Genomic DNA, 23,778 nt, shown 5'->3' on the forward strand with positions numbered 1-23,778 from the left:
TCCCTGTAAACATATTCTGGCTGTGAAAAAGCTGGTGAAAGTTTAGAAAGGGGATATCTTTTATTAGCTGATAACAGCAGCAGTGCAAAAAAATACACTACTGCATTATTTCATTGCCTGGTTAATATTTCTTATTAGTTTTTTGATTGCTTTATCCATTCTTCATAACTAAGCACTCCCAATTCCGGTCTGCCATCACCTTCAAGAATAGAAATAAATTCAAGCTGGTTTCCGTCCGGATCATTAAAATAAATAGCCAGCGCAGGCATCCAGGCAAATACCATAGGTTCAACACTGCCGTTTTTCAGAAAATTATAAGGTTTCAAATGTTTATTCTTTAAAAATTCTACCGAGTAATTTAAAATGTCTTCCTTACTGCTGGAAAAAGCAAAATGTCTGGTCTGAAGATTCTCTTTCTGTTCCCATAATCCCAACATAAATTCTTTACCTTCTCCCACCCATAAAAAAGCAATGGGCCTGGTTTCATCCCTGTGAGCTAACTTCAATCCCAGTACTTCTGTATAAAACTGTATCGCATTTTCCAAATCACTTACCTGAACATGAGTTTCATATAATCCTTTAATCATAGCTTTAATTTTAATATGACAAAGCTAAAGAACACTCTTTTAAAAAAAATATATCACTGATTTCTTTAATTAAACTGAATGATAGAAGAATTTTATAATTAGATATTAGATATTAGATATTAGATATTAGATATTAGATATTAGATATTAGATATTAGATATTAGATATTAGATATTAGATATTAGATTGTTGTTAAATATCAATAATTGCTTTCAATCTTATTTCAAAAAATAAAAATTAAAAAAAATCAAATAAAAAAATCTACGCAAAATGATTGCGTAATACTGTTTTTACTTTGCATCAGAAATCAGAGAGGAAGTATGGATCCTTCTATGTTTAACAATAAAAACAGTAACCATGAAATTTAATTTTTTAAAAAAAGAACATAAAGTAGTACAGAACTACGAAGGTGTAAAAGCGTATGTGATGACACCTGCAGAAGAATTATATAGTGCTGTTGTTACAACAGGACTGTCAGACGCCAACTATGAAAAAGGAAATGACAGGCTGGAAAGAATCCGGTCTCTGATCAGAAAAAATGATCCCGAATTTGTTGCAAAGCTGGCTGTATATGCAAGAAAAGATATGTACCTCCGTTCTATTCCTTTGGTTCTGACTATCGAACTGGCAAAGCAGACTTCCGGTACGGACCTGGTGAGCAAAACCGTAGATGATGTTATTCAGAGAGCAGATGAAATCACAGAACTGCTGGCGTATTACCAGCTTGCCAATAAAAGAACGGAAACTAAAAAACTGAACAAACTGTCAAAACAGATCCAGAAAGGTCTGGTGAAATCATTCAATAAATTTGATGAGTACCAGTTTGCTAAGTATAACAGAAAAACGGACGTGACCCTGAAAGATGCACTCTTCCTGATTCACCCGAAAGCTAAAGATGAAAATCAGCAGGCTGTTTTCAACAAAATTGCGAGCAATACTCTGGAAACACCTTATACCTGGGAAGTTGAACTTTCTGTTTTGGGTCAGACAAAATTTGCTGACGATGCAGAAAGAAATCTGGCTTTCAAAAACAAATGGGAAGAACTGATCTTCAGTAATAAGCTGGGTTATATGGCAACCATGAGAAACCTGAGGAATATCCTGGAAGCGAGAGTATCATCTGATGCAATGGATAAAGTGTGCAGGTATCTTTCCGATGAAAGAGCAGTTTCCAATTCAAAGCAGCTCCCGTTCCGATTCCTCGCAGCTTATAGAGAGTTGAAAAATATCGATTCTCCTTATCTGTCCTCCGTATTGGAAGCACTGGAGGATGCTGTGGTGGTAAGTGCTAAAAATATTAAAGGATTTGGTTTTGATACTTCAGTAGTAATCGCTGCGGACGTATCAGGTTCTATGCAGAAAGCGGTTTCCGGTAAAAGTAAAATTTTGCTGTATGATATCGGTTTGCTGATGTCTATGATCCTTCAGTCACAGTGTAAAAACGTAGTGACAGGTATCTTCGGTAACAGCTGGCTGAGAGTTCCAATGCCTAAAAACGGTATTTTAAGGAATGTAGATGCATTTTACAAACGTGAAGGCGAAGTAGGATATTCTACCAACGGTTATCTGGTCATCGAAGATCTGATCAAAAGAAAGGAAAAAGCAGATAAAGTGATGTTGTTCACCGATACACAGATGTGGGACAGCAAAGGAAACAGCAAATCATTCGAAGATGTGTGGAACAGATATAAAGCCATTGCTCCTCATGCTAAACTGTATATCTTTGACCTGGCAGGCTATGGAAAACAGCCCCTTGATATCAGAAAAAATGATGTACATCTTATTGCAGGCTGGTCAGACAAAATTTTCGATGTACTGAATGCGTTGGAGGACAAAAAATCAGCATTGAAAATGATTCAGAAAGTAGTGCTGTAACAGGCACTGCTTTTAAAATATAGGATAAACAATTAATATATTGAGGAGCTTAATCCCGCTTTCCACTTTATCTTTTTCGCCAATACTCTCTTCAAGCCATTAAGAAAAAGGATGCCGTTGCAATCGGGGCTATTGAATTAAACTATATACTATGAAACTCATTAATACCATTGAAATAAGCCCGTTACGGTATTCCAGGGAAGAAGTCGAATTACCGGAAGTTTCAGATTATCCAGACCACGAAGATTGGTTTGCAAAATGGGAAGAAGCCGTTTCTCAACTGAATTTTAATTTTGAGACCATTGAGAAAGGATCTTACTTGACAGATATCGAAACCATAGATGATGAAAATCTGAAGATGATTGTAGAAGCCAAAATGGAAGATACGGCACCAAACGAATCTGAAGAAGATATATATGTCATGGCTTTTGATGGTGGAATTGTATTAAAAATAGAAGATAAAATATTGATACAACCCAACTGCTGTGGTGATATAAGCAATATTGATGATTGGAAAAATATTTTTAAGACACCATCTTCGGAATGGAAAGGTCTTTGGATAGGACATCCATGGGTATTTTACAAAAGAGAAAATGGGAAAGTCTATTTCTCAGAATATACAGAATCCAATGTTGAAGACGTTGAAAATATAAAAATTGTTGCAGAAGTGAAAGAATCCGAACTCAAAGCTGAGTTAGGAAAAGTAGTCATGCAACAAATCAATTTAAAAAACAGAGTAGTATCTGTTCTAAAAACGTTGAATTGCAAATATCCAGAGAAAATTTCAAAACAATTGGCTGGGATTAAAGAATGACATAGGAAACTTAGGTGTTAATAAAATAAGCTATGCGAACGTTAAGAAAATTCTACTGTTTGAAGCGCGACACAGAAATTGAAACGAAGAAGTAATATTACATTCGCGCAAGTTTTAGAATTTTAGAGAGTGTAGATTATTTTTAGCCGGAGTTTCCAGGTCTTGAACTTTTGGTTCTTTTACTTCAAGGCAAAACGAACAAATATGTAAATAAAAAATAAAACTGCTTAAAAAACAATGGGGAATCTATTTTACAGAATTGAAAAGGATCTTAAAGTAGGCAGAAAGAAAAAAGCATGCGACAGATTAAGAAATATGATCAATCAGTTTCCCAATGATCTTTCACTGAGAAAAAGACTAGGACAGATTTATTTTGAAGCTGGATTTCTTGATGAAGCAGGAAAATTCTGGATTCTGAATACTCCGGAAAATAATGAAATGGAAAATGCAGTTGAGATTTACAGAAAGTCTTTAAGCAATTCAGGAAATGCTATTTTAAAAGATATTGTTTTCAGAGGAGATAAAAATACGCTTGATGAATATGCATTGAAAGTAATTACTGAACTTGAACAACATAGTCTTAAAATCACAAAACAGATTCCTGTTTTTAAAGCCAAAACGAGAGAAAAGGAAAATTATTCAGAAAATCAAACAGTGTTTTTAAGTAAAATAGTAAATTGTCTAGTAATTGGACTTATAATATTAATTCCTGTATTAGGAATTGTTAAACTTTTTGAAATAATTTCATCATTATTTTCTCAATAAAAATAAACTACGTAAAAAGATTGCGTACATGCAATATAATTTTGCAGTGTTAAATAATTCCAGTGCCGTTAGAAAGACATTCTTCGATTCCAAACTGACAGAGTCTTTCACCAGATTGCCCGGTAGCTATAACCAATGCCGTAGATAAGAGTTTCATCGTCAACTTTCAATTGAACATCAACTACTCTTATAACTTATTGCTTGGTTTTTAATAAAAAAATAACTGCGTAAAAAGAATGCACACTCGCAATATAAATTTGTGAAAAAATAAAAATAATAATTATGAAAAATTATAAATCCAATTTAAAAGGAACATTGTATTGAGGTTAATACTCAATACTTATGAAAAAAAATAAACCATTAAGGCAAAAATTTGGATTCAGTGAAAATGGACTCATTGACTTTCCAAAGAAAATTTCCGGAACACAGATTTCAAGATTGATGTATGGAAATGAAATGGGTTGCTCCTACTGTTTTCCACATGGTTATGAAGTAGTGAATGCAAAGTATACAAAGTTCCAGAGAAACTGGAAGAAATACAGAAAAACCCAATGGAAAAATTAAATCAGGTGCCGTTTTGGAGTCATACTTCGAGTTAAGTCTTCAGATGTAGGTTCAATTCCTGCCATTCCTGTTGTAAACGGAATGTAGCTCAAAGATAGAGCAGAAGAAAAAGAAAAGATTCCGCCGTTTTGCCCTGATACTATAAAAAAGAGTGTCGTAGAGAAGACTTACTTCGGTATAATATTGGTTCGACTCCATAACAGATCTCGAAAGAGTTTTGTCAAAGTCTTTTCGAACTTAGCCTCTTTTTTATTAAAACGAATACCAATAAAAAATATAGTCAAGTGTCGTCTTAGAATCATACTTCGAGATTGAGTAAACATTGGGTCGCAGGTTCGAATCCTGCCTTTTTCCTCGAAAAGGAGAGGTAGCTCAGCGGGTACAGCAAATGCACGGAAGATTCTCAAAATATTACCTTGATCTGTAAAAGAGTGCCGTAGAAAAGGCCTGCTTCGGTTTAATTTGGTTCGACTCCAAAAGGTCATGAAAACGATCTTGTATAAGTCTTTTCAAATCTTGCCTCTTTTTATTTTAAAATGAATAACCATGAATATACCAAGTAATCTGACTGATTTTTTATACTGGATCAAAGAGCGCACAGAAAAACTGTGGTCTGTAGATGATGAAAATTGTCCCAAAGGATTTTATAGTGCCAAATGGCAAGGGCTTTCTGAAGAGCAGATTGATCAGGTTGAAAGAAAATATGAAGTTAGCTTTACTCCAGAACACCGAGAATTTCTAAAGATTCTTCATGCGATTGATAAAAAGGAAATTGTTGAATACGAAGACGAAGGAGAAATGATTGCAGAAGAATGTACTTTCTTTTATAACTGGCTTGAAAATGAGGCGGAAATTATCCGTCACATAAGATTTATTTATAAAAGTATGTGGAATGATGTTAACAGTGTAAATCATGTTTGGTTGAAATCATGGGGATTAAAACCGAAATCTTTAGAAAGGAAAAAAGAAATCTTTGATGAATGGTTTTCAAAGCTTCCTCAATTACTGCCAGTCAGAAATTCATCATGTGTGGTAAACAGTAAAAATTTAAAATGGAATCCTGTAGTAAGTATTAGTGGTTCAGATGTTATCATCGTAGGATGGGATTTCAGAACTTACCTTTTATATGAGTTAAGAGAGCATCTTGACATTTATATTAATGTTTTTGATGAGGAGGATCAAATGTTTTATCCGGAACTTATTGATGAGGTACAAAAAATATTCAATGAAAACTATAAATATGATGAAGCCAAAGACATTCCTTATCTGAAAGAAATGATTCTTTACTGGTCTTCCGGATGGAGCGGGTTTGGTTTAAACTATTATCCGGATAATGCCAGAATTCATCCTATTGTTAAAACATATATAGCTGAAGAAGAAAAATAAAATAAACAAGTGCCGTAGAAAAATGTTACTTCGCTCATCACGACGGGGTCACGGGTTCGAATCCCGTCTCTTCCACAGCAAAAAAACACGATTAATATAGGAAGAGTAGCTCAGTTGGTTAGAGCACGACTGCATTATTCGTCTGTCGCCTTGTTTTTTTATATCGGAAGCCGGAAGTGGAACGTTGAAAGATCTCTTTGTATCATAATTTTCTATAAAGTCCGAATATGTTCAGACTTTAGTTCTTTCTTCTTTCCACTCCCAGCTTCTTTATATGACCATTTTGAAGTGTCGTCAGGAAAAATACATCGGCCATAATGACGGGAGGAATAGCGAAGCCGGTCACTCCGGCAAGGTTATCCGGTTAGACTCCGGTAAACGACATCCCGATTTTTTCCTTATTTGATTACCTTTAAAAAATGCCGGTGAATTATTTACCGGCATTTTTCATTGTATCTTCAAGCTCTTCTTCAAACATGAGTTTCCATTTTGAAAGTGTAGTTCTGCTTATTTTGTATTTTCTCGACATATAACTTGTAGAATGACCATGCTTTTTCTGGTATTGCAGCAATTTGAGCATAGTCTGCCTGTCGTATGTTTTGAGTTTCTGATTTTCTCTGGACTGCTTGAATAGCTTTTCATTGAATTTAAGTACATCTTCACTGGTGTGAAGTTTTTCAAGAAGTTCTTTAATTTTAGGATCTTTTAATTTGTCGGGATATTCTATCCTGAGCATATCCAGATAAATTTTTTTGTAATTGGGGCGCATGTCTTTGGGGTTTACCTGTTTGCATTGTCACTCTTCTGAAGCCATCTGTGCAGTGTGCTTTTAGGAATGGAATATTCTTTAATTACTTCGCTTTGGGTCATTTCACCGGAAAGAATTCTTTTCATAATAAAATCTTTGATTTCCTGTGTGTAAATATTTTTTCTGAAATAAGGCGTTTTTTCGGATTTCTGCTGGCTTTTGTTGATCGCAGAAGGAGGAGCATATAAAATCAAATGTGAACTGTACAGTCTGAAAAAATCATATTCCAATAATTTGCTCCATCTTAAAAGAAGATCCGTATCCATCGATCTGCTGTCATACATCATTTCTATAACTTCCTCATCTTTACCTAAGAATTTGCAGATTCTCTCAATCGTTATTTCACTTTCATCAACCCTTTCCTTAATGAATTTACCAATATGGATTTCTTTGTATAACATTTTTATTGAATATTATTCTTTTGATTAAATTTTTATATCAAAAAAACGATAATAATTGATATATATTATTTTATATGGTGGAAATAGTTCACCTAAGTTTGAAATCGTTGCATAAAAAGGATTACGATTTGAAAATAGCAGACTGTTTTAATTAAGATCAGTTTTAAAAAGATTCGTTGTCTTTCCAAATATCCTATAGCAGACAGATGCATTTACCTTAATATACCTGTGATATATTCTTTATTTCAATGGTTTTTCCTTTTCTTCTCTTTCAAACTTCCTTCCTGCCATTTGTGTAAAATAATATATAACCTATTAAGGTTTTTACAATTCTATGAGTGAAAGCTGTAGACAATTTGATAAACAGCTTTTTACGCGTTGAATTTTAGTTAGTACCAAATAATTGCTTATTCGTTTTCAAATGTAAACAAAAATAAGGAGTAAAAACAATCGAAAATATAAAAATCATGCTTTATCTATTAATTTTAATTAAAATTAACATATTATACGAACTAATGTGTGAATTATTCAGAGCGTAGTGTTTCATCAAAAGACAAAAAGAAAAAATTGCATTCCATTCTGACAGTGCATACCTTTGCATATCAATGAAAAATACTTTAAGTTTATTCGATTTTTCGAAAAAAATCAATTACAAAAATGAGCTTCTGGCCGGCTTTACGGTAGCAATGACAATGATTCCTGAATCTCTTTCATTTGCTATTCTTGCCGGGTTATCTCCGCTTACCGGACTGTATGCTGCCTGTATGATGGGGTTGGTTACGGCAGTTCTGGGAGGACGTCCCGGAATGGTTTCAGGAGGAGCAGGAGCGACTATCGTTGTATTGATTGCCCTGATCAAATCTCATGGAGTGGAATACCTCTTTGCCACAGTTGCATTAGCAGGTGTGTTGCAGATGCTGGTAGGAATTTTTAAGCTTGGAAAGTTTGTGAGACTGATTCCGCAGCCGGTTATGTATGGGTTCCTGAACGGATTGGCCATTATTATTTTCATGGCACAGGTAGAGCAGTTTAAAGTTACAGACAGCAGTGGAGCTGTAAGCTGGCTGCAGGGAATGCCCTTATATATCATGGCTGGTTTAACTGCTATGACCATTGCTATCGTTTATTTTTTTCCAAAAATTACAAAAGTTGTTCCCGCTTCTCTCGTTGCAATTATCATTGTATTTGCCATAGTTCTTGGTTTTAATATCCCAACAAAAACAGTAGCAGATATTGCCCATATCAGCGGAAATCTTCCAGGTTTCCATATCCCTCAGATTCCTTTTTCTTTGCAAACATTACAGATTATTTTTCCATATGCCCTGATTATGGCAGGAGTAGGTCTTATTGAATCTCTTCTGACCTTATCAATGGTAGACGAGATTACCAATACTAAAGGAAATACCAATAGAGAATCTGTCGCACAGGGACTGGCTAATATTACCAATGGTTTCTTTGGAGGGATGGGTGGCTGTGCTATGGTAGCGCAGACTCTGGTCAATCTTAATGCAGGCTCCAGGGCAAGATTATCAGGAATTATCGCATCTCTGCTTATTTTGGTCATCATACTGGTGGGAGCACCTGTGATAGAGAAAATTCCTATGGCAGCTTTGGTTGGGGTCATGATGATGGTGGCCATCAGTACTTTTCAATGGGTGTCTATCCGGATTGCGAATAAAATGCCGAAGTCAGATATCTTTGTAGGAGTTACTGTAGCATTGATCACGGTGATTTTACATAACCTGGCTTTGGCGGTTTTGGTTGGAGTGATCATTTCAGCATTGGTTTTTGCATGGGATAATGCCAAAAGGATCAGAGCAAAAAAATATGTTGATGAAAACGGAGTAAAATTTTATGAAATATATGGGCCCCTGTTTTTTGGTTCAGTAACGGCATTTACAGATAAATTTGATCCTATACATGATCCGGAACAGGTCGTCGTTGATTTTAAGGAAAGCCGGATTGTAGATATGAGTGCGATAGAAGCCTTAGACAAGCTGTCCAAAAGATACAAGCAGCAAAATAAAACACTGTACTTGCGCCACCTCAGTGAAGACTGCAGAAAAATACTTAAAAATGCAGAAGCAGTAATAGAAGTTAATATTCAGGAAGATCCGACGTATAAGGTGATGCCGGAAAAATAGAAAGGAAGGCAATGAGTAATTTGCTTTGCAAGCGAATAGTGAATTTTTGCAGAATAGAAATTGACAAGCGTAGCGAATTGACGATTGACGATTCATAATACACATACCATAACCAGACAAGGACTGTAAGAAAAAAATCTACAGTCCTTGCTTGTTTAGGTTATTAATGTATTGGCGATGAAATCAGGTACTAAAGAATAGTGCGATAATTTCATGCTGATAGAAGCTCTTCCGCTTGTCAGTGTTCTCAGGTCAGAAATGTACCCGAACGTTGAAGCTAAAGGAACTTCCGCTGCAAAAATCTTTCTTCCTGATCTTTCGTCAATAGAAGTGATAATTCCTCTTCTTCTGTTGATATCCGCAGTAACAGCACCTGTGTATTCCTCAATACTCTGGATCTCTACCTGCATGATAGGTTCCATCAGTTTGGGGCTGCATCCCTTTGCTGCTGTTTTGAACCCTTCTCTTGCCGCAATTTCAAAATCAAGTGCCGCAGAGTCCTGAGCATGGAAAGAACCATCCAGCAGAGTAATCTTCATGTTTTCTAAAGGATATCCTTTCAATGGCCCGTATTCCATAGCTTCTCTGAATCCTTTTTCAACAGAAGGGATGAATTCAGTCGGAATAACTCCGCCTTTGATCATATTAATGAACTCTAACCTGTGTTCATTGCCATTTCCCGGTCCGATTTCAAAAGTGATATCAGCGAACTGACCACTTCCTCCGTTTTGTTTGGATAGCTTTTCTCTGTGAACTTTGGTTTCTGTTAAGATCTCACGGTAAGAAACTTTAGGTTTCCCCTGATTGATCTCAATGCCCTGATTCAGACGGATTTTCTCCAATGTTACCTCCAAATGAAGTTCTCCGAGCCCGCTTAATAAAGTTTCTCCGGTCTGAGGATCTCTTTCAACAACCAGAGAAGGATCTTCTTCCTGAATCTTGGCCAGTACCAAACCGAAAGATTTTTCATCTCCATTGGTTTTAGGCTCAATGGCAACTCTGATCACAGGAGTCGGAATCGTGATTGCTTCCAGAAGTACCGGCTTTTCAGGAGAAGATAAGGAATCTCCGGTTTTGGCATCCTTTATTCCTGTTAAAGCAACAATATCTCCTGCCTTAGCTTCATCCATGGATAACGTTTTATCCGACTGCATCTGTAAAATTCTCGAAATCCTGTAGCTTTCGCCTGTCCTTACATTCAGTATTGTATCTCCGGATTTGATCAATCCGGAATATACACGAAGCATTGCCAGTCTTCCCATATGTTTATCAATCACCACCTTGAAAACAAGTCCTGAAAAAGCAGCCGCTTCATTTCTTTCTAATGTAACGGATTCTTCTGTATAAGGATCTTTTCCCTGCAGGTCAGCCAGTTGATCAGGAGCCGGAAGATAAGCTGCAACAGCGTCAAGAAGAGGCTGGATTCCCTTATTCTTAAAAGCGGAACCACATAAAACAGGAACCGCTGATCCTGATCTGCAGACTCTTTGAATGGCTTCTGAGATCATTTCAGAAGTGGCTTTTTGTTCTGCATCCATAAAGATCTCAAAGAATTTCTCATCATTTTCTGCCAGAGTTTCCATTAACTTTATTCTGTATTCATCAGCTTCAGCAATATAATGACCGGGAATTTCCTTTTCTACAATGATTTCCCCGTTTTCATCGGTCCAGTATAATGCTTTCATTTTGACCAGATCAATTACACCTTCAAAGTCATTTTCAGCTCCAATCGGAATCTGAAGTGCCATAGGAACAGCATTCAGTTTGGTTCTTATATCATTGAGAACAGCAAAGAAATCTGCTCCGATTCTGTCCATTTTATTGATGAAACATATTTTGGATGTTCCGTGTTTTTCAGCCTGGAACCAAACATTCTCAGTCTGAGGCTGAACTCCTGAAGAAGCACAGAAAACTGCGACAACGCTGTCCAGGACGCGTAGAGAACGTTCCACTTCTACGGCGAAGTCAATGTGTCCCGGAGTATCAATAATGTTGATGTTATAAACTTTATTGTCTTTTTTCCATTGGGTAGAAACTGCCGCTGATGAAATGGTAATCCCTCTGTTTCTTTCCTGGATGTCTTTATCCATAGTCGTATTTCCGTCATCTACATTACCTATTTTGTGAATGAGTCCCGTGTAATACAAAAGCCTTTCAGATAATGTTGTTTTTCCTGCATCTACATGTGCTATAATCCCTATGTTTCGTGTGTTATATTTCATTTTGTTTGATTTAAATTGTTGATTTTTAGATTTGTGTTTAGAAAAGATCCTCAGAAAAAAGATCACAAAATACCTTCCGGCTTCATAAAGCCGGCAAAACATTTTTGTATTTTGTAACAATGAAAAATTTTCAGAGATCTTAACAAATAACACAAATTCTTTGAATTGTTAAAGTCTGAAATAAGGGCAGCAAAAAAGACCTATCCGAATAGACAGGTCTTTATTATATTTTTAGGTATAAAAGATCTATAGAACTATTCAGATAAATATTCAGTGCTGCCAAAGAACACAGCTCTGACAGGATTGCTTAACGTTATAATATTTATCATTTTTGTTGACATTATTGATTTTTAATCGGTTGCGAAATTATAATTTTTTTTTTTGATTTTCAAAGTATTTTTGAAAATATTTTTGCGAAAGGATATTAAACGGTTCAGAATATTCTTCTGTGAAAGTGTCAGATTCGTCAATTTTCATAAAAATATCTTAAAACACACGACGGACATAATGCTTTTATGATAAATATTTTATCTTTGGGAAGAATAGTATCGTAAACACTTTTTGATGATTAGAAAATTTTAAATCTTTTTCAAGAAGCTAAATAAAAACTTTTAACTTAAAATCTATTGAAAACAGATATCGACATTCATAACCACTGTCATTTTTCCTTTGACCTGTGGCTCACCTTAATCAAATCTCATCCTGAATTTAAAGCGAAAAGAGTTGAGCTGTTCTCCTCATTTTTTAATGTAGATAAACCTATAGAGGAGGTTGCGAAAACCGTAAAATATTATGATGATCTTTGCAATACTATTAATGAGGTGACAGGTGGGAATATTGATACTTTTGAAATTTATCTGATGATTCTCGGGGCTTTGAATATAGATGTGAAATCGTTGAATAAACAAAAACTTAATGAGTTTTACAGGAAAAGTGAAGAATTGTTTCTGGAATACAGTCCGGTTGTGATTTTCGAGAATATTCATGATATTTTTGAGGATATCAAAAATCAGGGAAAAACAATTAATGTTCTGAGTAACACAGGATTTATCAAGGGAGAGACCATGAGAAAATTCCTGATTCATGAAAACCTGGATCAGTATATTGATTTCCACATTTATTCTGATGAAATTAACTGTTCCAAACCTAATCCGCTTATTTTTCAGGCGGTGAAGAATCATATTAAAGATCAGGATTTGCCACTGCATCAGGTTCTTCATATCGGAGACAATCCGATCGCCGATTATCAGGGAGCAAAAGACTTCGGTTTCAGCGCATATTTACTTAAACACTAAAAATAAACATGAATAAAAGATACAGCTTACACCACATTCATTCCGCAGATGAGTTTAGTTTCTCACCGGCGGAATACAGCTATTTCAAGTATGGCGATAAGTCGTATGCTGAAAAATTTGCAAGAGAATTATTCGACGGATTTATTTCCGAAAATGAAGTGCTTTTAGAGACCGACAAAGAAATTGTAGTGCTTCCAAGCCCGTATATGGCTATTCCTACGGCGTCCAACTTTTTGTGCTTTTACTTTAAAAAACATCTGGATTTTTATCTGTTCCAGAAAGGAAAAAAATCCAGTATTTTATCTAAAATCAATCGTAACCATACGTATATCACAGATTATGGGAATCTTAATTTTGAAGATCGTAAGAATCTGATTGCCAATGATACTTATTATATTGATAAAGATTTTTTAAGAGGAAAACTTTGTATTTTTATAGACGATATAAAAATTACAGGAAGCCATGAATACACAGTGAACAGAATTCTGAATGAATATAAGGTGGAGGCAGACTTTATGTTCCTGTACTATGCAGAACTGATGAATTTTGAACTTGATCCTAAGATTGAAAATTTTTTTAATTACTACGCGGTAAGTAATGTTAACCATGTTGCAGAAGTGATGAACAAAGAAAGCTTTCAGTTCAATACGAGGATTGTAAAATATATTTTAGGCCTGGATTCAAGTAATTTTGATTATCTTACGTCTCAAGTAAAAAAAGAACAGATGGATCTGCTTTTGGAGCTGGCCATCAGCAACAATTATCATTTAATAAAAGAATATAAAAACAACATCAATACTTTAACACAAACGGAATTATATTATGGCTATTAACTTACAAAAAGGACAAAGAGAAAATATTAACGCACCTAAATTTACTGTAGGTTTAGGATGGGATATCAATAATACTTCTACAGGAACTGCTTTCGACCTTGATGCTTCTTTATTTTTGCTTGGTGAAGACAAAAAATTAGTTTCAGACAATCATTTCATTTTCTATAATAACCTTGAGTCTCCGGATAAATCAGTAATCCACACAGGAGATAACCTTACCGGAGAAGGAGCTGGAGATGATGAACAGATTAAAATTGATCTTACAAAAATTGATAACGCGATCAAGGAAATTACAGTAGTAGTAACAATTCACGAAGCAGATTCCAGAAAACAGAACTTTGGACAGGTGAGAAATTCTTTTATCAGAATTTTCAATACAGATACGAATGAAGAAATCTTAAAATATGAATTGGATGAAGATTTTTCAATCGAAACCGCAGTAGAATTCGGAAGAATCTACAACAGAAACGGAGAATGGAAATTTGAGGCTGTAGGGGCAGGACAGAGAGAAGGCCTTGAGAAATTTGTATCAATTTATCAGAAGTAATCATGGATAATCAGGAAAATCAACCCATAGATCCGCTAGGATCAATAGAACCTCTTAAAACCTTTGAACCTACACCAATGGTTCCTCCAGCTCCGGCTCAGCCTGTTCAGAATGCGGCGCCGGGAGTTCTTGTGGACAGAGAGGGAAATGTAAACCTGACTCAGCTGCAGTCAGAAGAACGTCAGAAATATGAAGTTCTTGCGAACTCCATTGACGAAGCCAATCCGGGTTCCATTGTGAATTTCGGGGCGGAACTTCAGAAAACGCTAACAAACCAGAGTGACAGTTTCCTGGGAAATGTAAGAAGATCAAATTCCGGAGAAGTAGGAGGGCTTATCAATGATCTTTTGGTAGAGCTTAATTATGTGGATGTAGATGAACTTAACGGAAATAAAGTGAAAAGCTTCCTGAGCAAATTGCCATTCATGAAAAAGGTGATGACTCAGGTGGAAAATTTATTTGCAAAATATGACAAGATCATCAACAATATCGAGCAGATTTCTTATAAGGTAAATGCAGGGATCATTACTTCTACAAAAGATAATGCCGTGCTTCAGACTATTTTTGAAAGCAATGTGAATTCTATCAAGCAGATTGAAGAGCTTGTCATTGCCGGTAATATCAGAATGGAAAGAGCCGCAGGTGAACTTGCTGTAATGGAGGCTAACTCTCAGAACTATCAGGATTATCAGATTGCTGATAAGAGAGATTTCATTGCAAGATTAGACAGAAGAATGGCTGACCTTAAAGTAGTGCGCGTGATCATGATGCAGTCACTTCCGCAGATCAGGCTGGTACAGAATAACAACGTTTCTATTGCTGAAAAAGCACAGACAATTCTTACCACTACACTTCCTGTCTGGAAAAACCAGCTTTCTCTTGCTGTAGCGATGTACAGACAGCAGCAGAATATTGAAATCCAGCAGAAAGTATCTTCCACTACAGAAGAAATCTTAAGAAAGAATGCGGAACGTCTTGGTCAGAATTCAGTGAATGTTGCCAGAGCAAACGAGCAGACTATCGTTTCTGTGGAAACATTGAAAGAAACTACATCGATGCTTATCAATACACTGAATGAAGTGAAACAGATCCAAAAACAGGGAGCTGATAACAGAAGAAAACTGGATCAGGATCTTCAGACATTGGAGCATGAACTTAAAGCAAATGTCAGAGGTTAATTTATAGATTACTAAGGTGGGGGATGATGCAGCAACCATATTGTCGCAAAGCAAAAGAAGATTAACAAAGCTTAAGCTTCTCGCAAACTTTTTTGAACATATTGACATTATATCAATTTATATCAAAACAGATATTATCCACAATCTGTTCCAGGAGAATACGGCTTTGGATTATAATAAACTGGAACTTTTCCACCTGCAGTATACTGACAGCCTCATAGAGCTTCTTACCAAAATTAAAAAACAGAAGGAAAATGATATGCTGGCTGTCATTAATGAAATTGACGTCAACAACAAATATATTTCAGGTTTTGAAGAAAGGCGGGTAGACAGTTTTCAAACCGACAGGAAAATGTACAGCGGAGTATTTTCCCAACATCTGAAAACTTTATATAAGGATCTTACAGAAGATCGCTTTACTGCCAATTGGGATCATGTACTGTACTTTCATAAAAAATATGCCCAGGAATTTTACAGGACAGAGGCAGACGAAGCGTTGCTGAAACCCGATTCTTTCCCTGCATATCAGTATAAAGATTATTCCATTGAAAGGAAACTGTTGGGAAGACTTAATATACAGGGATTTAAAGTCCGTTTTGTATGTGGTTACCTGATCGGAACCCATGATTATGAGCTTTTCAGGATCTTTCAGTCTGATGATTATTTTATTTTCAGTGTGGATGGAAAGAAATTGTATCTTTTCGATAAAGAACTGGATAAGCTGGATATTTCTGAAAATCAGTCTAATCAGAGTTCCATTATTGATCAGCTGAGAAATAAAAATGAACAGCTGGAACACAGTATGAACGAAAGAAAACGTACCCTGCCCAAAGAGGTAGAAGCTGTTTTGAAAGATTATATCAGAAACCTGGAAAATATAGACATTATGAGCAAAATATTTGACTTTGACGAAGAAACAAATATTCTGCGGGCAATGCTTAATTTAAATTTGAATAATAACTAAAGATAAAATAGTAAATAACAACTAAACATAAAAAGATGGCTATCAACTTACAAAAAGGTCAGAGAATCAACCTTAAAAAAGAAAATGGAGCTGAACTTTCCCAGGCTTGCGTAGGAATCAACTGGGGAGCAATTGAAAAGAAAGGATTTTTCGGAACTAAAAAAGAAGCAGTAGACTTAGATGGAAGCTGTATTTTATATGATTCAAACAAAAACGTTACTGAAGTAATCTATTTTGGAAATCTTAAATCAAAAAACGGATCTGTAAGACACAGTGGAGATGACCTTACCGGAGATGTAGACGGGGATGACGGATTAGATAATGAAGTGATTACAGTAGACTTCAGTAAACTGGAACCCAATGTGGAACATGTGGCGATGGTACTGAACAGCTACAGAGGTCAGGATTTCGGAACCATTCCTTTTGCTTCTATCCGTATCTATGAAGGAACACCTACCAATGTGAGAGAAGTTTTTGCAAAATATGATATTGCGAATGATGCTTCTTTCAAAGGACATGTTGCCATGGTAATGGGAGTTTTTTATAAGAGAAACGGAGAATGGAAATTCAATGCTATCGGAGATCCTACAGCAGACAGAAAGCTGGAGCAAACGATCCAGACGGTACAGATGAATTACTTATAGTCAGTTGTCAATCAGAAAGTCAATAAAATAGCAATATTTGTACATTGTACATCTATTGCTTTTATCATATAATAACATAACTCAAGTGGAAAAACATCAAAGTATTTTAGAACTGCACCCTGGTCTGGTGTGGGGATTTGCGGTAACGGTCGTTATCATGCTGCTCCTGGACTTAGGGGTATTTAACAAAAAAAGCCATGAAGTGTCTTCCAAAGAAGCGACGATCTGGTCAATCGTGTGGATCTCACTTTCAATGGTGTTTTCAGGGGTCGTTTACTGGGTATTCAATACCGATGGAAGTCCTGAAAGCCATGCTTTGGCAGTAGAGAAATTTACACAGTATCAGGCGGCTTACTGGATTGAAAAAGCACTCTCTGTGGATAACTTATTTGTATTTATTCTGGTTTTCGGGTTTTTCAAAGTCCCTAAATACCTCCATCATAAGGTTCTTTTCTGGGGAATTATCGGAGCATTAATCTTCAGAGCTATATTTATCTTTGCGGGTGTAGGATTAATCAATCTGACTTATCTTCCTGAAATGAATATCTTCGGAGAGGCTGTGAAAATCAATGTTGTCATGACATTGTTCGGGTTGTTCCTTGTATATGCAGGGATCAAATCATGGGGTGATGGTGACGATGATGACGATGAAGATTATAGCAATACAGCAGGAGCAAGGCTGATCAAGAGTTTCTGGAAAGTTTCCGATAACTATGATGGAGATAAATTCTTCACCATTCAGAACGGAATCAAAATGGCAACTCCTCTTTTAGTAGTAGTGGGTGTTATTGAATTTACAGACGTTCTTTTCGCGGTAGATTCTATTCCTGCGATATTTGCGATCTCCAATGACCCGTTTATCCTTTATACATCAAATATCTTTGCTATTTTAGGATTAAGATCATTATATTTCCTGCTAGCGAATTTTATTCACATGTTCAGCAAACTTCCATACGGATTGGCGATTATCCTTTCGTTTATTGGTGTTAAAATGCTGATTGCACCGTGGATCCATATTCCGTCTCCGGTTTCATTGGGAATCGTAGGAGGTGTACTGGTGATCTCTGTTCTTTTATCTATCATTTTCCCTGAAAAGGAAGAAGAAAAGAAAAAAGAACTGGAAGAAAAATAATTACATTTAAAATAAAATAAAAGCCTCCGGAATATAATTCCGGAGGTTTTTTGTTTGTTGTTGGAAAAAAGCAAAAGCGCTAAAGATTAATATTAATATTAATAGTGTTTTTAAGGCGCAAGAAAATCAAAGATTTTCAGCAATGTTGAATTTTAAAACGAGGAGAATTGAAACTTCAGAGATTTTCGGCAAGGAGCTTTATAAATTATTTATATTATTCATAAGCATATTGTTAACAGTGTTAAATTTTATCGGAGATAAAATCCTTGCGTCCTTAATATGCTTTACCAATAAAAAATCTAGCGTCTTTGCGTTTTTCCAAATCAAAAAAATATTTTCAAAATAAAACAGACAGATCAGTCTGTTCATTATTTTTTTTCATATATTTGTTCCATAAAAGAAAGCAATATGAAATCTCCAAAAGAAAGAATCATAGAAACCACCTTTCAATTGTTTACCAGACAAGGATATAATTCCACCGGAATTAACCAGATTATTTCTGAGGCAGAAGTTGCCAGAGCCAGCTTTTACCAGTATTTTAAATCCAAAGAAGATTTGTGTGTAGAATTTCTGAAGGTGAGAAATGAATATTGGTTCAAGGAACTCAATAGCTTTTTAGAAAAAGAAAAAGATTCAAAATCTAAAATTATCAAAACTTTCGATTTCTTAGTCTATATGAACGGGAAAGAAAACTTCAGAGGCTGTAGCTTTTTGAATATTCTATCGGAGATACCAATGGATAATACTAAGATTTTGAGTGTTATTCAATCCCATAAAGCAGATCTCAGAAACTTCTTTTCAGAATTGGTGAGTGATGATGAACTTTCTGATCATATCTATATGCTTTTTGAAAGCAGCATCATAGAAAGCCAGCTTTTCAAATCCAATGAATTAATTGAAAAATCAAAAAAATTAGTTACCAATTTAATACAATAAGTTATGGAACAGAAACATCCGCTTCCGCCTTTCACTCTTGAAACGGCACTGGAAAAAATCCAACTGGCAGAAGATGCCTGGAACAGTCAGGATCCTGAAAAGGTTTCCAAAGCATATACCATCAACAGTGAATGGAGAAACAGAGATTCATTTGTAAATGGGAGAGAGGAAATAGCAGTATTTCTTCAAAAAAAATGGGAAAGAGAACTTAATTATAAGCTTAAGAAAGAATATTGGGCACATACAGATAACCGTATTGCCGTTCGTTTTGAATATGAGTACCAGACTAAGGAAGGAAACTGGTTCAGGGCATACGGAAACGAAAACTGGGAGTTTGATGAAAATGGATTGATGGCTAAGAGATATGCAAGCATCAATGATCTGGCTATAAAAGAAGAAGACCGGAAGTTTAGATAAAATAGAGCGAGCTGTCTCAAAAGTGTCATTCTGAGCACAGACTGAAAGTCTGAGAATGCAGTTGATAAATGTAGTGAAGAATCTCAAGTATTTATTAATGAGATTCTTCCTTCGTCAGAAATCTAAGATTCTGCGTAGTCAATGGTATAGACCAAATTATTTGATTTTTCAGACAGCCTATTTTATTTGAATAAACCTTTATCGCTTCATTCAAAAATTCATCACTTATCATTATTTTAACTGTTTTTCCCATGCAGTAACTTATTAATTTTCCTCCTTGTCTGGACAGATACTCTGTAAGCTTCATCGCGCAGTTTCTGTATTTTTCCTACCGGCTGAAAAAATATTTTACTTTCAAATGGATTGAATGAAAGAAGCTCAGTTGTGCAATCACGGGAGTCTAACAGGGAATCTTTATTTATTCTTACCTCACCAATTTTGATAAATGGAGCATTTTTCCATTCAACATTCAGTTTGTTGATAGGTTGATCTTTAAGGTTATAACAAATCTGTATCAAAACATCCGCAGTAAAATCCTGTGCCTGCAGATAATTTTGCAGTGAATCTTTCATTTTTTGTTTTCTGCCGGTGTTTTTATCAACAGATTGAGGGCATAATTTTATTTTAATCATCTGATCTCCCAGGCGGTATGCTCCTATTGAATAGTAATCAAACGAAAGAATAAAGTCATTTCTTTTCCTGAAAAGTCTGATCGTGTGACGGATCATGTCACCCGTTAATAATGACGGAATCATTTTGATCACTTGAAAAAGCAACGGAAACAGGCTGCTCCATTTTTTTATATAAAATTTATTAACAGCAGTAAACAGCTTTAAAAAAGTGGAAACAGAATTGACAGGAAATAATGGAAAATTGACCAATGGATAATTAGCAAGCAGTAATCCTTTTTCGTCCCTGATCTGCACTGCAAAACCGTAAGCAGGAATATCTTTTTTTGAATTTTGAATTTTGAGCTGAGCATTGGAAAATCTTATGATCAGGTCAAACTTGTCTTTATCAAAAAAAGGTTGAAGAGATTCTGGGATATCAGGTTCAATCCATAATGTACCCTCTGCTGCCGCATAGGTTTTAGCATGAGCGTTCCTGGTAGCATAATTGACGTCACTGATGGAAGAGGACTGTTCAACAAAATCCGCTATTGTTTTTTTATTGATTGCCAGAAGCTTTTTTTCCTCTTCATTCAGTTCATCAAACTTCTTATTATATTTTAATGGATTTGGCATTTAGTTTTTAAATCCAATTATAACGCCAAGTTTCGGAATCTGTGTTAAGAATATATTACAATTATTTGAATTCTTGAGTAAGACAGAGGCTGGAAGCTGGATGTTGCAACTTACTAAACCTGCTATTTTATAAATTAATATGTTAAATTTTTGATTATTAGCTGTTTAGTTATTTTAGGTTATGAATGAATATTTAAAAGCAGGATGCAATATCATAATGTTTTGATTCTGGATTTTCATCTTCACGCCATCTCCCAACACTAAAAAGCCTTATCTTTGTAAAAAATTATCATATGGGAGTAGCAGATATGTTATTTAAACGTAAAAAAGAATTGGCAGAAAAGAACCTGAAAGATGGTAAAGAATATATGGAAGAGTACGGTAAAAGAGAAAGCGTTGTGCAGTTACCAAGCGGCTTGCAGTATGAAATCATCACAGAGGGTGACGGCCCAAAGCCAGGACCGAAATCTACGGTAAAATGCCATTACCACGGAACAACTATTTCCGGAAAAGTATTCGACAGTTCTGTAAAAAGAGGAACCCCTGCATCTTTCCCTTTAAACAGGGTGATTTCAGGATGGACGGAAGCTCTTCAGTTGATGCCTGTCGGAAGTAAGTGGAGACTGATTATCCCTCCGCATCTGGCGTATGGAGATCAGGAAATCAGCAAGGAGATCGGGCCAAACAGTACACTTGTTTTTGAAGTTGAATTGCTGGATATTAAATAATCCTTCTTAAAAATACATTAAAAATTTACCTGATTTCAGGTAAATTTTTTTATTTGTATTATATTCGTATGGATGAATTGTAAATGAGGAAGAATCAAGAAATGAACTTACAATACATCCGGCAACACAAAATATGACTGCATGAAAAAACTTTTTTACCTTTTTGCTATTGCGGGCTTACTGGTATCCTGTGTTTCTAAAAAGAATCAGGCTATTCAGCAGAATATTCTTACCCTGAAAGACAGCTATTGTAAGGCGCCTTTTAAATACAATTATAACAATAAGCTTCCATCTTATAACTCAGATTCCATTTTAACAGCCAATAAAGATCTCAAAGGGATGTTTACCGATCAGAGTATATTAATTTTAAATGCACTCAATAATCTGGATGATGTTCATCAAATTATAGAGCTTAAAAAAGATTCTTCCCTGACCTCACAGGTGAAGATATTACAGCTTAAAACAAAAATCAACAGCAGGATTACCATTGCTCTGACAGAGCTTGATGCTGTGGCTGCAGAATTCGACTGTGAGGGAGAAAGGGTGGCACAGATCGGAAATTATGTGGATAATCTGAATTCCTCGAGAAATAATAAGCTGATTTTGTATTCTATCATTGCCGGAGCAGCTTCTTCTATTGCCGGAGGAATTGTAAAAAGCGATGGATGGGATAATGCAATAGGAATTGGTGGAGGTATCTTGGGGGCAGGTTTTGGTTTGGCGACCCTTAACCCCAAAGGAAAAAAAGTGGAGTTCATCCACCAGAGAAACCTTTTAAGAGACATCTGGAAAGAAAAACTGGAGTCTCCCAACTTTCCTCCTTTTATCTGGTATATGTATACCGAGAAAAAATTTTCCAACAGGGAAGAACATTCCATCATCGGAAATATGAAGATGAGATGGCTCCACTATCAGTTTGATGACAATAAAGAAGTGGCAGATAAGTCGGTGATTTTCAGTGATGGGGGATATTACAGGGCAGATGATCTTCATAACCGTGCAGCCATGCTTAATCAGATGCAGTCGGCCACACGTACCATCAATCAGAACATTAATTATCTGCTGCTGGATCTGGATAAATTAATCCTTTAAGAAAAATTTAACTGTAATAAATTTTGTTACATTTAAAAAATGCTTATCTTTGCCATGTAATTACAATGAACAATACAAGATTTGCTACGGCAGTACATATAATGACATTACTGGCAAAGAGTCCTCAGGAGTGGCTCACTTCTGACTGGATAGCCGGTAGTATCAATGTGAATCCGGTGATTATCCGAAAGGAGATCAGCGTATTGAGAGAAGCAGGTCTTATTATCAGCAGACAGGGAAAAGAAGGAGGAAGTCAGCTTGCAAAAAATGCTGATACGGTCACAATTTCTGAGATCTATAAGGCAGTAAAAAATACAGAAGTATTAGGAAAGAAAAATCAGAATCCCAATCCGGCGTGCAGTGTAGGAAAGGAGATCAACAATCATTTAAATACATTATTTCAGGAAACAGATCAATTGGTTATCAATTTTTTAGGAGACAAGTCATTACAGGAATTCACTGACCAGTTTGAATAAAAATTTTTTAACCTTAAATGTAACAAAAATTATTACAATTTAATTTAAAAATAAAACATTATGAAAAAAGTAGCAGTAATCGGTGCAACCGGTTTTGTAGGAACACACGTAGTAACAGAGTTAGCAGACAGAGGATATGCAGTGGAGGCACTGGTAAGAGATGCATCGAAGGTGAAAGCACAGGAAAATGTAACCGCTAAAAGTGTTGATGTAAATAATGTAGATGAGCTAGCGGAAGCATTAAAAGGAAGTGATGCGGTCATCAGTACATTCAATGCCGGATGGACAAACCCTAATCTTTACAATGATTTCTTAAACGGTTCTGAAAACATTGAAAAAGCAGTAGAAAAGTCAGGGGTGAAAAGACTGATTGTAGTAGGAGGAGCAGGAAGCCTTTACACACCGGATCATGTACAGATCGTAGATACTCCGGACTTCCCTGAAGCTTACAAGCCCGGTGCAACAGCAGCAAGAGATTACTTAAACAAAATCAAAGAAAATAACTCTTTGGATTGGACATTCTTCAGCCCTGCTATAGAAATGAACCAGGCGAATGTAGGAGAAAGAACAGGAAAATACAGAACTTCACTGGAAACTCCGGTATTTGATGAAAACGGAAGAAGCCGACTGTCTGTAGAAGATGTAGCGGTAGTTCTAGTAGATGAACTGGAGCAGAACAATCACATCCGTGAACGTTTTACCGCAGCTTACTAACATAAACATAA

24 protein-coding genes are annotated in these 23,778 nt (G+C 35.8%); 19 read left to right on the forward strand and 5 right to left on the reverse strand.

Annotated features, from left to right (window positions below; genetic code table 11):
• Positions 1–134: 134 nt before the first annotated feature.
• Complete coding sequence (locus AC3FI7_RS20360; protein ID WP_343661248.1) at positions 135–587, reverse strand: VOC family protein; 453 nt, start codon at positions 585–587, stop codon at positions 135–137.
• Positions 588–945: 358 nt separating this feature from the next.
• Between AC3FI7_RS20360 and AC3FI7_RS20365 the strand changes: the two genes are divergently transcribed.
• The 5 genes from AC3FI7_RS20365 to AC3FI7_RS20385 all read left to right on the forward strand — a co-directional run bounded on the left by AC3FI7_RS20365 (position 946) and on the right by AC3FI7_RS20385 (position 5,992).
• Complete coding sequence (locus AC3FI7_RS20365) at positions 946–2,463, forward strand: TROVE domain-containing protein (protein WP_491460780.1); 1,518 nt, start codon at positions 946–948, stop codon at positions 2,461–2,463.
• Positions 2,464–2,614: 151 nt separating this feature from the next.
• Positions 2,615–3,277, forward strand: a complete 663-nt coding sequence (locus AC3FI7_RS20370) for a hypothetical protein (protein WP_343661245.1) — start codon at positions 2,615–2,617, stop codon at positions 3,275–3,277.
• Positions 3,278–3,514: 237 nt separating this feature from the next.
• Positions 3,515–4,042, forward strand: coding sequence for a DUF6584 family protein (locus AC3FI7_RS20375; protein WP_343661244.1), 528 nt, complete (start codon positions 3,515–3,517; stop codon positions 4,040–4,042).
• 342 nt (positions 4,043–4,384) lie between these two features.
• Positions 4,385–4,606: a phosphate ABC transporter substrate-binding protein gene (locus AC3FI7_RS20380; RefSeq protein ID WP_142724171.1), complete on the forward strand. Its 222-nt coding sequence runs from the start codon at positions 4,385–4,387 to the stop codon at positions 4,604–4,606.
• Positions 4,607–5,152: 546 nt separating this feature from the next.
• Complete coding sequence (locus AC3FI7_RS20385; RefSeq protein ID WP_343661242.1) at positions 5,153–5,992, forward strand: hypothetical protein; 840 nt, start codon at positions 5,153–5,155, stop codon at positions 5,990–5,992.
• Positions 5,993–6,422: 430 nt separating this feature from the next.
• Here the strand turns inward: AC3FI7_RS20385 and AC3FI7_RS20390 are convergent, their stop codons facing one another.
• Both AC3FI7_RS20390 and AC3FI7_RS20395 read right to left on the reverse strand, forming a co-directional pair.
• Positions 6,423–6,761 (reverse strand): helix-turn-helix domain-containing protein, encoded by a 339-nt coding sequence (locus tag AC3FI7_RS20390; RefSeq protein ID WP_142724169.1) that lies wholly within the window; start codon positions 6,759–6,761, stop codon positions 6,423–6,425.
• An 11-nt stretch (positions 6,762–6,772) separates the two neighbouring features.
• Positions 6,773–7,201, reverse strand: a complete 429-nt coding sequence (locus tag AC3FI7_RS20395; protein ID WP_142724168.1) for a helix-turn-helix domain-containing protein — start codon at positions 7,199–7,201, stop codon at positions 6,773–6,775.
• A 605-nt stretch (positions 7,202–7,806) separates the two neighbouring features.
• Here AC3FI7_RS20395 and AC3FI7_RS20400 point away from each other — a divergent pair.
• Positions 7,807–9,345 (forward strand): SulP family inorganic anion transporter, encoded by a 1,539-nt coding sequence (locus tag AC3FI7_RS20400; protein WP_142724167.1) that lies wholly within the window; start codon positions 7,807–7,809, stop codon positions 9,343–9,345.
• Between the two features lie 155 nt (positions 9,346–9,500).
• Here AC3FI7_RS20400 and fusA read toward each other — a convergent pair whose 3' ends face one another.
• Positions 9,501–11,567, reverse strand: a complete 2,067-nt coding sequence (gene fusA, locus AC3FI7_RS20405) for an elongation factor G (protein ID WP_491460781.1) — start codon at positions 11,565–11,567, stop codon at positions 9,501–9,503.
• A 626-nt stretch (positions 11,568–12,193) separates the two neighbouring features.
• Here fusA and AC3FI7_RS20410 point away from each other — a divergent pair.
• From AC3FI7_RS20410 to AC3FI7_RS20450, 9 genes are all read left to right on the forward strand, one after another.
• Positions 12,194–12,862, forward strand: coding sequence for an HAD family hydrolase (locus AC3FI7_RS20410; RefSeq protein WP_491460782.1), 669 nt, complete (start codon positions 12,194–12,196; stop codon positions 12,860–12,862).
• An 8-nt stretch (positions 12,863–12,870) separates the two neighbouring features.
• Entirely contained in the window at positions 12,871–13,695 is an 825-nt protein-coding gene (locus AC3FI7_RS20415; RefSeq protein WP_491460783.1) for a phosphoribosyltransferase family protein, read from the forward strand.
• Positions 13,685–14,242 (forward strand): TerD family protein, encoded by a 558-nt coding sequence (locus AC3FI7_RS20420; RefSeq protein WP_142724163.1) that lies wholly within the window; start codon positions 13,685–13,687, stop codon positions 14,240–14,242. The genes AC3FI7_RS20415 and AC3FI7_RS20420 overlap by 11 nt, the downstream gene beginning before the upstream one ends.
• A gap of 2 nt (positions 14,243–14,244) precedes the next feature.
• The gene (locus tag AC3FI7_RS20425; RefSeq protein WP_491460784.1) at positions 14,245–15,420 is read left to right on the forward strand and encodes a toxic anion resistance protein; all 1,176 of its coding nucleotides are present in this window, start codon (positions 14,245–14,247) and stop codon (positions 15,418–15,420) included.
• Positions 15,421–15,436: 16 nt separating this feature from the next.
• A complete protein-coding gene (locus AC3FI7_RS20430; RefSeq protein ID WP_491460785.1) occupies positions 15,437–16,384 on the forward strand; it encodes a hypothetical protein in 948 nt (315 codons plus the stop codon).
• Between the two features lie 35 nt (positions 16,385–16,419).
• The gene (locus AC3FI7_RS20435) at positions 16,420–17,028 is read left to right on the forward strand and encodes a TerD family protein (protein ID WP_142724161.1); all 609 of its coding nucleotides are present in this window, start codon (positions 16,420–16,422) and stop codon (positions 17,026–17,028) included.
• A gap of 157 nt (positions 17,029–17,185) precedes the next feature.
• Complete coding sequence (locus AC3FI7_RS20440) at positions 17,186–18,160, forward strand: TerC/Alx family metal homeostasis membrane protein (protein ID WP_491462105.1); 975 nt, start codon at positions 17,186–17,188, stop codon at positions 18,158–18,160.
• A 408-nt stretch (positions 18,161–18,568) separates the two neighbouring features.
• Positions 18,569–19,096, forward strand: a complete 528-nt coding sequence (locus AC3FI7_RS20445) for a TetR/AcrR family transcriptional regulator (RefSeq protein WP_491460786.1) — start codon at positions 18,569–18,571, stop codon at positions 19,094–19,096.
• Positions 19,097–19,099: 3 nt separating this feature from the next.
• Positions 19,100–19,513 carry a DUF1348 family protein gene (locus tag AC3FI7_RS20450; RefSeq protein ID WP_343661232.1) on the forward strand — a complete coding sequence of 138 codons (414 nt, stop codon included), beginning with the start codon at positions 19,100–19,102 and terminating at the stop codon, positions 19,511–19,513.
• A 236-nt stretch (positions 19,514–19,749) separates the two neighbouring features.
• Here AC3FI7_RS20450 and AC3FI7_RS20455 read toward each other — a convergent pair whose 3' ends face one another.
• Positions 19,750–20,757, reverse strand: coding sequence for a catalase family protein (locus AC3FI7_RS20455; protein ID WP_491460787.1), 1,008 nt, complete (start codon positions 20,755–20,757; stop codon positions 19,750–19,752).
• A 293-nt stretch (positions 20,758–21,050) separates the two neighbouring features.
• Here AC3FI7_RS20455 and bamJ point away from each other — a divergent pair, with 293 nt between their 5' ends.
• The 4 genes from bamJ to AC3FI7_RS20475 all read left to right on the forward strand — a co-directional run bounded on the left by bamJ (position 21,051) and on the right by AC3FI7_RS20475 (position 23,767).
• Positions 21,051–21,485 (forward strand): BamJ family beta-barrel-assembly machinery protein, encoded by a 435-nt coding sequence (gene bamJ, locus AC3FI7_RS20460; RefSeq protein WP_052198510.1) that lies wholly within the window; start codon positions 21,051–21,053, stop codon positions 21,483–21,485.
• Positions 21,486–21,626: 141 nt separating this feature from the next.
• Entirely contained in the window at positions 21,627–22,577 is a 951-nt protein-coding gene (locus AC3FI7_RS20465) for a hypothetical protein (protein WP_142724156.1), read from the forward strand.
• 65 nt (positions 22,578–22,642) lie between these two features.
• Positions 22,643–23,053 (forward strand): Rrf2 family transcriptional regulator, encoded by a 411-nt coding sequence (locus tag AC3FI7_RS20470; protein WP_142724293.1) that lies wholly within the window; start codon positions 22,643–22,645, stop codon positions 23,051–23,053.
• Positions 23,054–23,113: 60 nt separating this feature from the next.
• A complete protein-coding gene (locus AC3FI7_RS20475) occupies positions 23,114–23,767 on the forward strand; it encodes an NAD(P)-dependent oxidoreductase (RefSeq protein WP_142724155.1) in 654 nt (217 codons plus the stop codon).
• The last annotated feature ends 11 nt before the right edge of the window (positions 23,768–23,778 follow it).

The organism is Chryseobacterium sp. TQ-BC-N36 (genome assembly GCF_058382295.1).

What these genes read in the sequence shown, in the direction of transcription:
- AC3FI7_RS20360 (WP_343661248.1), bottom strand. Translation starts at nt 587, where the DNA reads ATGATTAAAGGATTATATGAAACTCATGTTCAGGTAAGTGATTTGGAA.
- AC3FI7_RS20365 (WP_491460780.1), top strand. Translation starts at nt 946, where the DNA reads ATGAAATTTAATTTTTTAAAAAAAGAACATAAAGTAGTACAGAACTAC.
- AC3FI7_RS20370 (WP_343661245.1), top strand. Translation starts at nt 2,615, where the DNA reads ATGAAACTCATTAATACCATTGAAATAAGCCCGTTACGGTATTCCAGG.
- AC3FI7_RS20375 (WP_343661244.1), top strand. Translation starts at nt 3,515, where the DNA reads ATGGGGAATCTATTTTACAGAATTGAAAAGGATCTTAAAGTAGGCAGA.
- AC3FI7_RS20380 (WP_142724171.1), top strand. Translation starts at nt 4,385, where the DNA reads ATGAAAAAAAATAAACCATTAAGGCAAAAATTTGGATTCAGTGAAAAT.
- AC3FI7_RS20385 (WP_343661242.1), top strand. Translation starts at nt 5,153, where the DNA reads ATGAATATACCAAGTAATCTGACTGATTTTTTATACTGGATCAAAGAG.
- AC3FI7_RS20390 (WP_142724169.1), bottom strand. Translation starts at nt 6,761, where the DNA reads ATGCGCCCCAATTACAAAAAAATTTATCTGGATATGCTCAGGATAGAA.
- AC3FI7_RS20395 (WP_142724168.1), bottom strand. Translation starts at nt 7,201, where the DNA reads ATGTTATACAAAGAAATCCATATTGGTAAATTCATTAAGGAAAGGGTT.
- AC3FI7_RS20400 (WP_142724167.1), top strand. Translation starts at nt 7,807, where the DNA reads ATGAAAAATACTTTAAGTTTATTCGATTTTTCGAAAAAAATCAATTAC.
- fusA (WP_491460781.1), bottom strand. Translation starts at nt 11,567, where the DNA reads ATGAAATATAACACACGAAACATAGGGATTATAGCACATGTAGATGCA.
- AC3FI7_RS20415 (WP_491460783.1), top strand. Translation starts at nt 12,871, where the DNA reads ATGAATAAAAGATACAGCTTACACCACATTCATTCCGCAGATGAGTTT.
- AC3FI7_RS20420 (WP_142724163.1), top strand. Translation starts at nt 13,685, where the DNA reads ATGGCTATTAACTTACAAAAAGGACAAAGAGAAAATATTAACGCACCT.
- AC3FI7_RS20425 (WP_491460784.1), top strand. Translation starts at nt 14,245, where the DNA reads ATGGATAATCAGGAAAATCAACCCATAGATCCGCTAGGATCAATAGAA.
- AC3FI7_RS20435 (WP_142724161.1), top strand. Translation starts at nt 16,420, where the DNA reads ATGGCTATCAACTTACAAAAAGGTCAGAGAATCAACCTTAAAAAAGAA.
- AC3FI7_RS20440 (WP_491462105.1), top strand. Translation starts at nt 17,186, where the DNA reads ATGCTGCTCCTGGACTTAGGGGTATTTAACAAAAAAAGCCATGAAGTG.
- AC3FI7_RS20445 (WP_491460786.1), top strand. Translation starts at nt 18,569, where the DNA reads ATGAAATCTCCAAAAGAAAGAATCATAGAAACCACCTTTCAATTGTTT.
- AC3FI7_RS20450 (WP_343661232.1), top strand. Translation starts at nt 19,100, where the DNA reads ATGGAACAGAAACATCCGCTTCCGCCTTTCACTCTTGAAACGGCACTG.
- AC3FI7_RS20455 (WP_491460787.1), bottom strand. Translation starts at nt 20,757, where the DNA reads ATGCCAAATCCATTAAAATATAATAAGAAGTTTGATGAACTGAATGAA.
- bamJ (WP_052198510.1), top strand. Translation starts at nt 21,051, where the DNA reads ATGGGAGTAGCAGATATGTTATTTAAACGTAAAAAAGAATTGGCAGAA.
- AC3FI7_RS20465 (WP_142724156.1), top strand. Translation starts at nt 21,627, where the DNA reads ATGAAAAAACTTTTTTACCTTTTTGCTATTGCGGGCTTACTGGTATCC.
- AC3FI7_RS20470 (WP_142724293.1), top strand. Translation starts at nt 22,643, where the DNA reads ATGAACAATACAAGATTTGCTACGGCAGTACATATAATGACATTACTG.
- AC3FI7_RS20475 (WP_142724155.1), top strand. Translation starts at nt 23,114, where the DNA reads ATGAAAAAAGTAGCAGTAATCGGTGCAACCGGTTTTGTAGGAACACAC.